The sequence below is a fragment of the Bacillus cihuensis genome, from assembly GCF_000504145.1.
GTDB classification, from domain to species: Bacteria; Bacillota; Bacilli; order Bacillales; family DSM-1321; genus Peribacillus; species Peribacillus huizhouensis.
Map to the genome: position 1 here is coordinate 2,332,238 of NZ_KI632495.1, position 13,747 is coordinate 2,345,984.

General features: G+C 36.3%; 14 protein-coding genes. 1 reads left to right on the forward strand and 13 read right to left on the reverse strand.

Annotation, left to right across the window (positions count from 1 at the left end):
* Positions 1 to 516 precede the first annotated feature (516 nt).
* From V179_RS29220 to V179_RS0116970, 9 genes are all read right to left on the reverse strand, one after another.
* Entirely contained in the window at positions 517 to 1,350 is an 834-nt protein-coding gene (locus V179_RS29220; protein WP_051404996.1) for a helix-turn-helix domain-containing protein, read from the reverse strand.
* 338 nt (positions 1,351 to 1,688) lie between these two features.
* The gene (locus tag V179_RS28210; RefSeq protein ID WP_051404997.1) at positions 1,689 to 2,309 is read right to left on the reverse strand and encodes a PadR family transcriptional regulator; all 621 of its coding nucleotides are present in this window, start codon (positions 2,307 to 2,309) and stop codon (positions 1,689 to 1,691) included.
* Between the two features lie 455 nt (positions 2,310 to 2,764).
* Positions 2,765 to 3,589 (reverse strand): urease accessory protein UreD, encoded by an 825-nt coding sequence (locus V179_RS0116940; RefSeq protein ID WP_028392538.1) that lies wholly within the window; start codon positions 3,587 to 3,589, stop codon positions 2,765 to 2,767.
* Entirely contained in the window at positions 3,590 to 4,201 is a 612-nt protein-coding gene (gene ureG, locus V179_RS0116945; protein ID WP_028392539.1) for an urease accessory protein UreG, read from the reverse strand.
* A 26-nt stretch (positions 4,202 to 4,227) separates the two neighbouring features.
* Positions 4,228 to 4,914, reverse strand: a complete 687-nt coding sequence (locus V179_RS0116950; RefSeq protein ID WP_028392540.1) for an urease accessory protein UreF — start codon at positions 4,912 to 4,914, stop codon at positions 4,228 to 4,230.
* Positions 4,904 to 5,362, reverse strand: a complete 459-nt coding sequence (gene ureE / locus V179_RS0116955; RefSeq protein ID WP_028392541.1) for an urease accessory protein UreE — start codon at positions 5,360 to 5,362, stop codon at positions 4,904 to 4,906. Before ureE ends, V179_RS0116950 begins: the two co-directional genes overlap by 11 nt.
* Before the next feature lie 10 nt (positions 5,363 to 5,372).
* Positions 5,373 to 7,088 carry an urease subunit alpha gene (ureC, locus tag V179_RS0116960; RefSeq protein ID WP_028392542.1) on the reverse strand — a complete coding sequence of 572 codons (1,716 nt, stop codon included), beginning with the start codon at positions 7,086 to 7,088 and terminating at the stop codon, positions 5,373 to 5,375.
* Complete coding sequence (gene ureB / locus V179_RS0116965) at positions 7,088 to 7,408, reverse strand: urease subunit beta (protein ID WP_028392543.1); 321 nt, start codon at positions 7,406 to 7,408, stop codon at positions 7,088 to 7,090. The genes ureC and ureB overlap by 1 nt, the downstream gene beginning before the upstream one ends.
* 17 nt (positions 7,409 to 7,425) lie before the next feature.
* Positions 7,426 to 7,728, reverse strand: coding sequence for an urease subunit gamma (locus V179_RS0116970; protein ID WP_028392544.1), 303 nt, complete (start codon positions 7,726 to 7,728; stop codon positions 7,426 to 7,428).
* Between the two features lie 836 nt (positions 7,729 to 8,564).
* On the opposite strand from V179_RS0116970, the gene V179_RS0116975 reads away from it, so the two are divergent.
* Positions 8,565 to 9,509, forward strand: coding sequence for an urea transporter (locus V179_RS0116975; RefSeq protein WP_034301299.1), 945 nt, complete (start codon positions 8,565 to 8,567; stop codon positions 9,507 to 9,509).
* A gap of 289 nt (positions 9,510 to 9,798) precedes the next feature.
* Here V179_RS0116975 and V179_RS28215 read toward each other — a convergent pair whose 3' ends face one another.
* The 4 genes from V179_RS28215 to V179_RS0116995 form a co-directional block, all read right to left on the reverse strand.
* On the reverse strand, positions 9,799 to 10,572 hold the full coding sequence (locus tag V179_RS28215) for a PepSY domain-containing protein (protein ID WP_051404998.1): 774 nt from the start codon (positions 10,570 to 10,572) through the stop codon (positions 9,799 to 9,801).
* A 291-nt stretch (positions 10,573 to 10,863) separates the two neighbouring features.
* Positions 10,864 to 11,514, reverse strand: a complete 651-nt coding sequence (locus V179_RS29225) for a PepSY domain-containing protein (RefSeq protein ID WP_051404999.1) — start codon at positions 11,512 to 11,514, stop codon at positions 10,864 to 10,866.
* Between the two features lie 76 nt (positions 11,515 to 11,590).
* Positions 11,591 to 12,940, reverse strand: a complete 1,350-nt coding sequence (locus tag V179_RS0116990; protein WP_028392546.1) for a sensor histidine kinase — start codon at positions 12,938 to 12,940, stop codon at positions 11,591 to 11,593.
* Positions 12,941 to 12,943: 3 nt separating this feature from the next.
* Positions 12,944 to 13,633: a response regulator transcription factor gene (locus V179_RS0116995; RefSeq protein WP_028392547.1), complete on the reverse strand. Its 690-nt coding sequence runs from the start codon at positions 13,631 to 13,633 to the stop codon at positions 12,944 to 12,946.
* Positions 13,634 to 13,747: the final 114 nt, after the last annotated feature.

Here is a 13,747-nt window from a genome sequence, read left to right on the forward strand (position 1 = left end):
TCTTTAACATTTATACAAAAAAACGGTAAGATGTTCGTTACGTTTTCCTATTGTAAACGAACCACACTAATAGAAGTTTATGACTCATTACTAGCATATATTATACAACAATTATATATGCTGTTTCGAGTTTAAAATAAAAAAAGAATGTGGGTTTTATTTCATTATATAGGTTTTTAAATTGTTTTATTATTGCTCGATTAACCGCAATTCAAAATGGATTATTCCGCAACTTTATGACGGAGCGAGGTTTAATACCCACTTTTCATTCTAAGCCAAGCCCAATTGGTCATAAATAGCTAATATCTTAGTATTTGGCCCCTACTCTGCAATATAGACTAATGCTAAAAAAGGATGCAAATGATCAATCGTCTAGAACACGGAAGATAAGGTAGCTTTATACCGCCGCTATACAATTAGCTCGACTTGGAAAAATGATAAAGTGAATCTATAAGTAATGAATAACCCCCAACCTATTTTTTTGAATCCCTAGTTTCAGTTAATCTTGATATCTGCTTAACTTCCCACATTTTCTTCCAAAAAATCATACAGCAAATGTCTGTTTTCATTCCTTTTTTCTACAATCCATTTTGCATAGAGTACACTATAAAAATAACCTTCGAACGTTGAGTGAATTTTCCCTATTTGTTTGGCAAAAATCGTTTGTTTAAAGGCACTGACGACTTCTTCTATCAAATCTTCTAACGGGCGTTCGAGATTGATTTTTTTATAGGCAATAAGCACCCGATTCCAAAGCTTATAGATCGCTAACGCTTCAAAAAAAGGCTTGGCAGCTTGGACAAATTCTTTGTGAACGGATTCTGGCAGAAAGCTCTCGTCTAATTCTTGAGTAGTACTCTCATCAGCCTGATCAAATTGATTCCTTTTCTCTGTTACGTTAGTAGGTTTTAATTGATTCTCACAGAGTGAGCTTTGTTTATTCCCTGTTTTATTAGGAGTGACAGGTGCAGTGACAACCTGGGGTGACACATTATTTTTCAAATCATCTAGTTGTTGAAAAGATTGGATTATTATGATATTCACACCTTGTTTACCATTCATTTTCGCTGTCGGAATTTTTTTAATAATTCCTAACTCCTCTAGCTTTTTAATGGCACGAATGACTGTCCTTCGACATAGCTGAACGTTTTTGGCAATATAGTCATATTTAGCAAAACTCACACCAATAACCTTCACGGAATGTCTCCAAATGAAGGTTAAGACTTTGTTGGTGCCTTCTGATAATTCAGCTTTGTGCTTATACAAAAATCCTCGAACGGATTGATCCATTTCCTCAATTGTCTTGAAAGATTGATAATGTTTAATGGTTTCAAAGTTTAATTTTTCCATTATTCTCGCTCCTTTTTATATTGTCACTCTCTTTATAAGAGCAAAAACAAAAAAAGTAGCATCGTCTAAAAATTTTTTCAAAAAAAAAACCCTTGATCGCTAAAACAGTAACTTGAGCAGATCAAAGGATTCATTTGATAAAAATTTTCAACATACAAGCAGCCAAGACTTTTATAGACACTTGGCTTTGGTCCAAATACACGATTGCCTCACCCTTGCTATTTGATTTTTGAGTTAGCATTATGGTAATTGGATTCGTTCATATCGTTAATAAAAGCAGACTGTCCCAAAATTAGCAGTTTGGATTCAATTAACTTGATCTTACTTCAATTGGATTCTCAGATTTCACTGACTGCCATCATATTTTGAATGACTAGATTAAGTTTTCCAGCACCTATCAACCATAACATAAGTTTGCTTATGTTAAAGTTTGTTTTCTCCAGTAAATTCAGAACCCATTCACACCATGAAATCTCCTCTTTGTCCATCATGTTCCGTCGATTAAAGAGAAGATAGCGACCAAAATGCTTAGACATCGTATTTTCTCGATGCTTTTGTTCCAACTCTGCTATTGTATCAGCTCGATAAGCAACTTTTTGTTCTAGATTCGAAATTCGATCCTGAATGAGTTTTTTCGCACTTTCCTCATCCGACAACCAAATAGAATTTATCTTTATGAGAAATTCATCTCGCATAATCGGATCAGATGGAGATTCCGTGACCCATTTTTCTAACGTTTCTCTTCCTTTTTCTGTGATCGAAAATATCTTTTTATCCGGTTTACCAGTTTGTACAACTTCTTCAAATACAAGAAGCCCGTTCTGTTCCATCTTGGATAAACGAGGATAAATTTGACTATGTTTCGCAGGCCATACTGCGTCTAAATATTGTACTAATTCATATCCTGAGCATGGTTTTCTACCAAGTGCACTGAGAATTGCATATCCAAGAGTATTCATAAATATCCCCCATCCATAAATAGGAGCAACTTAATGTTGCACAATTCAAATATCCCTTTTTTTAATCTAGAGATTAATCAATCCTTCATGCATCCCTAAATTATACATATAGTATATACCAAATAAAGTACGAATGACACCCGTTGTTAATCTGAGTGCGATTCATTAAGATACGTTTCATGCCTAACATAAACAAAATCCCAGTAATTGTTAACAACACATCCTATTGACCGTCCTATCCCAAATACAAGGGTGTAAACTGCCGATTCCCCAACTCTTTTTACTGTAAGTATCGTTAGTAGATCTTGAACGAAACTAAATTTTACCTATAAAGCCCTTTCATTGGAATACGTTCATGTATAACTTTTTTTAGAAAGTATCCATTTCCTACCTAGATAAACAAGCATTATTTCTAAAAAAATTCGGCAACCTTGACGATTGCCGAATTCTAGAAATTAGTACTTCCTTAGAAAAGCTGGTTTAGTGTTAAACCAATCTTCACTAATCAATTGATGGCATTCCGAAAATATTCTTTCTATCGTTTGCGTTTTGTTCGCTAACACACGGATAGAGAATCCTTTGACCGATAGCATGGAGAGCCCAAACTTATAATCTTGCTCGTTTTGGTCCATTAAATGATGCAATTTGTCAAGCAATTCGGCGTTTGTTTGTTCACCAATGACAAACATTGAACCTAAATGGGTGTATCCTTCCATAAAGCCGATTGACTGCATATCTTGTTCAGCTGGATTCACTTTAATATGATCATACACCACTAACTCATCGTCCATATAGATTTCATTCAACAATCGAAGTCGATCATAGCTGAATTGATCGCCATCAGGAGACCACCCTGGTGTAAGAATATCAGAATAAATAAGCGTAGCGCCTTTTTCCATCCGAATCACATTTTTCTGTACATATTGAGCATCGCGATACATGATTAGCGGGTCCGGAATATATTCTAAATAACTTCCTTTTTTCAAGAAAAATTCTGTTTCCTGATAAGCATGTTGATTAGGAGTTTTATAAACTTTTGTAGCCGATTGTGTTGTTAATGTTAATTTGGCTTGTTCTTTTAATGAAAATTGCAGTTTATAGCGATCTCCGTCTAAATAACCGCCGCCTGGGTTCAAAATATAATAACATGCTTGCCCAGAATTATCATGGTATATAGGGCGCATCACTTTCAATGCACCTTGAAAATACACATTTTTAGCAACGGTCTTCCCTTGACGTACTTCCACATCTAAACGCAAAGTCCCTGTCCAATTTTCCATTTATTCCAATCCTTTTAAAAGTGCATTCTTCCTAATCCAATCCATCACTTGATCAAGGCCTGTATTATCTTTTAAATTCGTGAAAACAAATGGCTTATTCCCACGGAAAACTTTCGTATCTGATTCCATTACTTCCAAACTTGCACCAACGTAAGGAGCTAAATCCGTTTTATTAATGATAAATAAATCAGATTTAATCATCCCTTGTCCACCTTTACGTGGAATTTTTTCCCCTTGGGCTACATCGATAATATAGATAGAGAAATCAACAAGTTCCGGACTGAATGTAGCTGCCAAGTTATCGCCGCCACTTTCAACAAAAATCAGTTCAACGTCTGGATGATTCTCTATTAATTCATCAATTGCCGCAAAGTTCATCGATGCATCTTCACGGATTGCTGTATGAGGACAGCCGCCTGTTTCAACACCAATAATCCGATCAGCAGGCAGTACTCCATTATTCATTAAAAATTTCGCATCTTCTTTTGTATAAATGTCATTCGTTACAACCGCCATGCTAATTTCACCAGCAAAATGTCTTGTCAACTTTTCTACTAGCATTGTTTTCCCTGCACCAACAGGTCCACCTACACCAATTTTAATTGGTTCCATTGTAATGCACTTCCTTTAATTCATAATTAAGACATAAAAATACGTATGTTAACACGTTCATGTTTCATTTGCGCTAATTCTAAACCTGGCGAAGTAATACCAAAGTCCTCTTCAGCCAAATTTTCAATTTTTGCAGTTGCGGTCACTAATTCACTCTGAAACTGTTGAATCGTTTTTTGACCAGCAGTCTGCCCTAACGGAATCGCCCGTACAGCATTTTGAATCAAGCTTGAAATAACAGAATATAAATAATAGAGAGTTGTAGTTGATTTAGGAACACCAAGATGATGCCCAATGATCGTAAAAACAATAGCTGAATGTCCAAACGATTTTTTCTCTTTAATTCGCTTTCTATATTCTGTTAAGACCGGTACATCATACAGAGCTTCCACAAGACTTAACATGCGCTCCCCCATTCTTTGGGTACCATCCCTCGTTTCACGCGGCAAGCTTTGAACTGTTAGCATTCGATCAAACTTCCAAACTGTTTGGAAGTCTTCCTTCTCAAGTGCCTCATATACGAGATGGGAAGCAAGCCCATCCGAATAGATGAGCTGCTCATGTAAATATACGTGAAGCCATTTTGCAAATGTAGCTTGATCATGTACTTGATCTTCTTGAATATACGTCTCCAAACCATATGAATGACTAAACGCTCCTGTCGGAAGGTTTGAATCACATAATTGGAATAATGCTAGAATATTAGGATTCATGGCTATGTCCAATATGACGAAACGCCTGTTTTACTTTCCGATCTTCGCGTTTGAAAGGAATTTGAAGCTCTTGTAGTAGTTCCTCAACTAAATAATCGTATTGAACGAGCATCTCATTTTCTTCAAATTGAGCTGGAAGATGGCGATTCCCTAATTGATGAGCAATTGTTCCCATTTCTTTCAATGTACGTGGGCTAATAACTAATAAGTCATCAGATAAAACATCGATAATAATCATATTTTTATCGTCCATAAATAAAACATCACCAGCAACAAGATCACGAGGATTCTTTAATCGAATTCCTATTTCTGTGCCATGATCCGTTGTCACTCTTTGAATTCGTTTCACTAAATCGGCACTTTCAAGATAGACTTTCTCTTTATGACGTTTGTCTATTTCTTCTGTTGCCATTTGTTCAATATTCGTAACAATTTGTTCGATAATCAATGCTTTCACCTCAGAATAGGAAATATCTTTGTCCCATTGGTACAGTATCAACAGGTTCACATGTAATAGGCTCTCCGTCCACTGTTACTTCATATGTTTGTGGATCAACAGTGATCTTAGGAGTTTCAGAATTATGTTTCATATCTTTTTTCGTTAAGTTACGGATACCGCGAACTGGAAGAACCAATTTTTCCAAACCAAGTTTTTCATGAACTTTATCATCATAAGCCGCTTGAGAAATAAACGTGATTGAACTTTTTGATAAAGCTTTGCCAACTTGTGCATACATTGGACGGTAAATCATTGGCTCAGGTGTCGGAATAGATGCATTCGCATCTCCCATTAAGCTCTCTACCGCAAAACCATTTTTCAGGATCATTTCAGGTTTCACACCGAAAAATGCTGGAGACCAAAGAACTAAATCGGCGATTTTCCCAACTTCAATTGAACCAACATATTCAGAAATACCATGTGTGATGGCAGGGTTGATTGTATATTTAGCTACAAAACGTTTTGCACGGTTATTATCAGAAAATTCACTATCACCTTCTAAAACTCCGCGTTGTTTTTTCATTTTGTCTGCTGTTTGCCATGTACGTAAAACAACTTCGCCAACTCGACCCATCGCTTGTGAATCTGAGCTAACCATACTAATGACACCCATATCATGAAGAATATCTTCAGCTGCGATCGTTTCACGGCGAATTCGTGAATCAGCAAACGCAAGATCTTCTGGAATCGATGGATTTAAATGATGACAAACCATTAACATATCTAAATGCTCATCAACTGTATTTACAGTAAATGGTAAAGTTGGGTTCGTTGAAGATGGCAGAATATTATTATAGCCTGCTGATTTAATTAAATCTGGCGCATGTCCACCACCCGCACCTTCTGTATGGTACATGTGAATCACTCGATCTTTAATGGCAGCCATCGTCGTTTCCATGAAGCCACCTTCATTCAACGTATCAGCATGAACTGCTACTTGAACATCATATTTATCAGCTACACGTAATGCATAGTCAAGAGCTGAAGCTGTTGCTCCCCAGTCTTCGTGTACTTTTAAGCCAATTGCACCTGCTTTTACTTGCTCGATCAGTGGTTCTTCAGATGCAGCTTGTCCTTTACTTGTAAACCCAACATTGATTGGCATTCCTTCTGCAGCAAGAAGCATGCGATGAATATTCCATTCCCCAGGAGTTACCGTTGTCGCTTTTGACCCAGCAGCTGGACCTGTTCCACCACCAATTAATGTTGTCGTACCAGCAGCTAATGCCGTTTCAATTTGCCCTGGGTTAATAAAGTGAACATGGGTATCAATCGCACCAGCTGTTACAATCAAGCCTTCACCAGCGATGATTTCTGTAGATGCACCGATCACAATATCCACATTATCTTGTACTAAAGGATTTCCCGCTTTCCCGATTGCGGCAATTTTTCCGTCACGGATGGCAATGTCTGCTTTCACAATCCCTGTATAATCAAGGATAACCGCATTTGTAATCACGATATCTGGAACATTATCATCTTTGCGAGTCGCAAGAGGATGTTGTCCCATCCCATCACGAATTACTTTTCCGCCGCCAAACACGACTTCTTCTCCATACGTTGTATAATCTTTCTCAATTTGAATGAATAAATCTGTATCTGCTAAACGAATAGAGTCCCCTGTAGTCGGACCGTACATTTGTGAATATTGTTGTCTTGACATTTTGTAGCTCATTACTTGCATCCTCCTTGAACAGATCCATCAACTTTATTGTTAAATCCATATACACGTTGTTCCCCAGCAAAAGAAAGCAATTCTACTTCTTTTTCATCGCCAGGTTCAAAACGAACCGCAGCACCTGCAGGTATGTTCAAGCGTTTTCCAAATGCTTCCTCACGATTAAATTGAAGAGCCTCGTTCACTTCATAAAAATGGAAATGTGATCCAATTTGAACTGGGCGATCTCCCGTATTGATGACTGAAATCGTATTTATCGCTTTACCTTCATTGATAATAATGTCTTCTTCTTTTACAATGTATTGTCCAGGTATCATGAAATGATGCCTCCTTTTTAACGAATTGGATTATGAACCGTTACTAGTTTTGTTCCATCTGGAAAAGTTGCTTCTACTTGAATATCATGAATCATCTCTGGAATACCTTCCATCACATCTTCACGTGACAAAATCGTTGCACCATACTCCATTAATTCAGCAACCGTTTTTCCATCTCTTGCTCCTTCTAACACTTCATACGTAATAAGTGCTACAGATTCTGGATGGTTTAATTTCAATCCTCTATCTTTCCGTTTCTTGGCAAGATCTCCTGCCACCACAATCATGAGCTTGTCGATCTCACGTGGTAATAATTTCATAGTAAAACCTCCTTGATATTATGTAGCGACTCATTCCAGGGAAAATACCCCCTTAATAAAGGCCTACTTTTGTTCTGATGTAAAAAAAGGGAATCGAACATTCTTAATGATATTGTCCGATAATTCTGTGTTCTCATTGTTGAAACCCTTAGATTTCCATCTTTTCACTATATTTTCAAATGAAATAAAAACCAAATAACATACATTTTTGGTTTTAAAAAGTAAAATATTCGAAAATTACCTGATTTTTCTGTCGTTTATTGTCTAATTTTAGTATTTTTGCAAGAATACAATGTTTGATTCCCTTGATGCAATAATATATCATAATTTATATATATATCAAGTTTCATATATTTTTTTATATATTTTAATGTCTCGTACAAGCAACGCTCATTAGAGTGTGAAGGAAGAACGAACGTTCAAATACTATACAAGTATAATATATAGCGATTCTTCTCTGTAGACGCTTGTGCTTTTATTGATCATATATTTAAAAAAATTATGGACTTTTGTAAGGAGGTATCGAAGAGGTATCGAAGAGGTATCGAAGAAATATGGAAGATTTTTATATATAGAAATCTTTTCAAATGGAAGACTGCTATATTATTATTCTGGTATTATAATAAAGGCTCGGGAAAATCCTTTAATAAAATGTGATTTAACTATCGTTTTTATGTAGGTGAGTACTTTTTTACATTAGCCCTCTCTTGAATTAATATTTTTGAACATAATAGAGTCATATTATGTGTCAGAGGATAATGGTTTTTCTTAAAAATTTATGAACAAGATTCAAGTGGATTTAAAATGTTCAAAAATTCCAACGAGAGGTGAGTATTATGCCAAAAAACAAAAATGCTACTTTAACAGAGGGAAAGTTTCTTTCGTTAATGTCAGCTTCATTGAAAGGAATTTCTCAAGTTATCTTGATTGAGAATGTCATTACTGGATTAATCATTCTACTATCCCTTACAATTTATTCGTATTATTTGGGATTGATTGCTTTAATATCCGCTATCATAGGTACCTTGATTGGTAAATTGGGAGGGGCCGATGAGGATAGTGTGAATCAAGGTTTATTTGGATATAATTCCGTGCTAACAGGGCTTGCACTAACATTGTTATTAACCGGAGCCAATCAATGGATTTTCGTTTTAATTGGAGCAGCTGTGGCAGCTATTTTAACTGCCGCCATGATGCATTTTATGAAAAACACAGGAATCCCAATTCTTACACTACCCTTTATTATCGTGACTTGGTTTACGCTACTTGTTTCTTATCGACTTGAGGCAATCCAATTAAGTGCGTCATTAGTGCCTCAAGATTTAGCACATTGGGAACTAAATACAGCAGGAAAGGTAAATTGGTTGGAAGGAACCTTTACTGGAATTGGACAAGTTTTTTTCCTGGATAATCCCTATTGTGGTGCCCTATTATTTATCGCCGTATTTTGGGCTAGTTGGAAATTTGGTCTCTTTGCCATTTTAGGCAATGCCGTTGCTTTGCTCACATCATATGTACTAGGCGGAGAACATTCCTTAATTTTCATGGGTCTTTATGGCTATAATGCCATTTTAACCAGTTTAGCCGTAGCTTTAGTATTTAATCAAGATCGAAAACATATTGGGCTCATATCAGGAATTAGCGCAGCTTGCTTAACAGTACCTGTCACAGCAAGTGTAACAACCTGGCTATTACCTTATGGACTTCCATCCTTAACAATGCCTTTCATACTCAGTACTTGGATCTTCTTAGGAGCGAAGAAAGTTCTCCCTAACTTGTAATAACGAGGTTTCTTATTACTAATATAACGAAGCCATATCCTCTAAAAAGAGGGTGTCTCAAAAGGGTCTGCCCCTGCTTTGAGACACCCCCTTTTGGGAGGATAAATTTTTTCTATTCTTATGGTATCCCCTCTTGTTGAGGATGATACCTTCAACAAATATCTCCTAGTATAGTTCTTAGAAAACTAATGGCATTCGTGCATTTTGTCCGGCGCATATGAAGCCCTTCTATATTCTCTCTCTTTAATATTCCCCCTAAATGATTTAGGTTAGAATACACATGGATCATTTAATCATCAAATTCAACTTTTAAAACTTGTCCACTTGTTGCATCTACTTTTACTTCTACTTCACGGCCGTTATCAGTAATTATTGTAAATTCGTAAACGATACGTTGATCATCGCCATCTAATTCTGTTTTAGTTACAGTCCCTTTCACTCTTTGTAACGCTGTTTTCTTTGCATCTTCTACTGAAATGCTTGGCGATACATTTTGAAGTGCGCCTATATCTCCATCAATTTCAACTTTTATTACTTTTCCAGTAGTTGCATCTACTTTAACCTCTGCTTCATTGCCGCTTTCTGTCATAAGTTCAAATTCGTAGACTAAGCGATTATGATCGTTATCCAATTCTGTTTTAGTTACAGTCCCCTTCACACTTTGTAACGCCATTTCCTTTGCACTTTCTTCTGAAATTGTTGGCGATTCGTTTTGAAGTGTTCTTATACCTTCATCATCAATATCAGCGTTATCCCGATCATCTTTTTCTACTTCTAATACTTTTCCTGTCGTTGCATCAATATCCACGTCATATTCTGTATCTTGATTGAGAATCTCTACTTCATATTCTTTTCTTCCGTGATCTTGATCTAAATGACTCTCCGTTACTTGACCACCTTTAGATACGCCTAAAGCTATTTCTTTTGCTCTGTCTTTACTAATTGTTTTAGATACTATATTCATAGTTTTAGTCGACGGTTGGTTTGCTGCCATTGCATAAGCACCCACTCCTAATCCACCTACAACTAAAACTCCAGTTAATACCGTTGCTGCTAATTTCATCGTTTAAAACCTCCTGCATATTTGTTAGTTATATCTTAACGTCTCAAGTTTAAAGATTATGTAAAAGAATCTTAGAATTCCCTTAGAAATGAAAAAGATTTTATAAAAAACGATATCCTTAGTGTCTTATTAATTGTTTTATAGTAGCCGAACTGTCGCTGATAAACATCTTCATCTAATCAATGAAGTTTTGTCGATCGCCGCCGCTTGATTTTTAGTTAGAAACCATTTCATCTTCTGTTAAAGAGTTAAAAGAAAGGATAAAAAAACGTGTAGCTGAACGCTACACGTTTAATCATCGTCACCGTCGTCCGAATCCTTGTGCGTATCAATTGAAATGGACTCAACTTTCCCAGAGTAAGGATTAATTATTACTTCAGATTTCTTTTTTTCCGATTGTTTGATTTCAACTTCGTAAACAAGCTGGCCATCTTCTACTCCTAATTCGACTTCATCAATCGTTCCTTGAGCTTTGTCTAAGGCGATTCCTATTGCTTGATCAATTGTAATAATCGTTTGAAGCGCACTACTTGAAAAAGCATTTGTTTGATTGTTTTTATTGGATTTAGCGATTGATTCCGCTTGATTCATTTTTGGTGTTACAGGTTTTTGTGCCGCAGGCTTTTGTTCTGCAGGTTTTTGTGCCGCAGACTTTTGTGTAGTAGTTTGTTTTATCATGGCAAGTACTTCACCTGTCTGTCCATTGACAATTACCTGATATGGAATCTGAGCTTTTATCAATTTAATGGAATAATTGAGCTTTTCATTTTCTTGAAAGACGCTAATGTCCTCAATGATTCCTCCATATTTCTGTTGGATCATCTGACTGACATTCTCTTCTGGTAGGAGAGAACTCGGAGCAGTAAATGCTTTATTAACCCCGTACCAGCCACCGAAACCAATGATTAGAATGCATAACATCGTCAATGCTATCTTCTTCATTCTTTCACCTCCATATGTTAATGAATCATAGTGTAACAGAGCATTCTTAGAGAAGTCTGAGAATCCTCTTAAAAATTTAAAGTGGTAATTCAATTGTAACTGTTGTACCTTTTCCTTCTTCACTATCCATATGAATCTTCCCGTTATGAGCAGCGACAATTCTTGTTGCGATAGGCAATCCCAATCCTGTTCCGCCTGTTTCTCTTGTCCTTGCTTTATCTACTCGAAAAAATCGTTCATATACATGTGCTAGATCTTCTTTCGGAATCCCAATCCCATAATCCGTAATAGCGATGAATATGGAAGATGTACTGCGAGAAATTGCAATATCAATGGATTTTTCGCTATATTTAATTGCATTATCCACTAAAATATAGAGTAACTGTTTGACCTTTTTTTCATCTGCTCGAATGATCGGATTATTGGTTTGTACATCAATCGAAATCGCTCTCTCAAAGGCAAGCTGTAGATGCTTCGCTGTATCCCTACAGACTAAACTTATATCCATTTCCTCTATATGCATCTCCCATTGTTCATCGCCTTTAGCAAGGAGTAACATTTGTTCCGTTAGCTGCTTCATTCGAATGGCCTCGGAATGAATGGCTTCGATTGCTTCTTCCAAAATATCAGGGCGCTTCATTCCCCAACGTTTTAACATATTTGCGTAACTTTCTACAACGGTAAGCGGCGTTTTTAATTCATGAGAAGCATCCGATACGAATTGCTCCTGTTTTTTATAATTTTCCTCCAATAAATCCATCATATTGTTAAATGTATTCGCCATTTTATCCAGTTCGTCCTTGGATTTTGTATCACGTCTGATTTTTTTAAACGTCCGTGATTCCTGAATTTCTTCCATTGTCTGAATAAGCGATTTAATCGGTCGTAAGATGACTTGACTTAATACACGCCCGCCCAAGATTGTTGGAATTAAAATAACGAGGGAAGCGACCAGTAAAATGACTTTTAAAATTTGTAAAGATTCCTCAACATCTGTTAATGGTTCCGTCACTTCAAGCGAAACGACATCGCCATTTGTCCAAATAATCGGTGAGTGTGAAATGGCGTATAAATGATCTTCAATGTTTTCTACGGTTGTTTGTTCAAATGACTTGTATGAATATGGCAGACCATTAAGTTCAGTTTGGTCTCTAATAACGATAAGCAACGGTTTACCTTTTGGCGGAAGAATACGTATCATTCCATTAGGAGGTAAATACGCTCGTAATAAAGTGGCTGGATTACTCGCTGGATTACTTGCTGGTTTTAATCCTTCTGCAATATTTTTACTTTCTACTTGAAGACGTTCAATTGCGTTATCAGTCATCGTTTTTTTAAAAATAAAGTAAATTGAACTATTTGCAACGACCAAAAGAATAAAAATTAAAAGGGTTGATGTGAGAACAATTTTCGTTTGTAGCTTCATATATTATTCCTTTAACATATATCCAACACCACGAACTGTGTGAATATAAGGAGTTTGAAATGGTGCGTCAATCTTTTTTCGTAAATATCGAATGTATACATAGACAACATTGGAATCACCGAAATAATCAAATCCCCATACATTCGTTAACAATTGGTCAAACGTTAAGACTTGATTTTTATTTTCCATTAAATAGATAAGTAAATCATATTCTTTTGGCGTCAACTCAATCATTTGATCCGCACGATATACTTCACGAGTTTTTGAATTTATCGTTAGATCCCCAACTTTAATAGTAGAAGATGTTGTCCCTTCTTCTTGAGAAACTGGGAGACGTAACCAGACGCGTATACGTGCAAATAATTCTTCAATTTCAAACGGCTTTGTAATGTAATCGTTGGCACCTAAATCGAGTCCACTTACTTTATCGGGCAATGCATCACGTGCCGTTAATAGAATAATGGGCGTTTGGTCATCCGTTGAACGAATACGCCTTAACACTTCTAGTCCATTTAATTCAGGTAACATCACATCTAATAAAAGAAGGTCCCATTTCTCTTGTTGAAACATATTGAACCCATCTAATCCTGTACGCGCAGTTCCTGTTTCATATCCTTCATGCTCAAGTTCTAATTGAATGAGACGGGCAATTTTACTTTCATCTTCCACGATCAATATTTTCCCTTTACTCATTGGTATCCTCCTGCTCTCAAAGGTTCGTAAGATGAAAAGGAAAACCATACATTTTATCACCTTTGATTTTTAGTATCTCATAATGAATCCTGATTTATTATTTGTCGTATATCA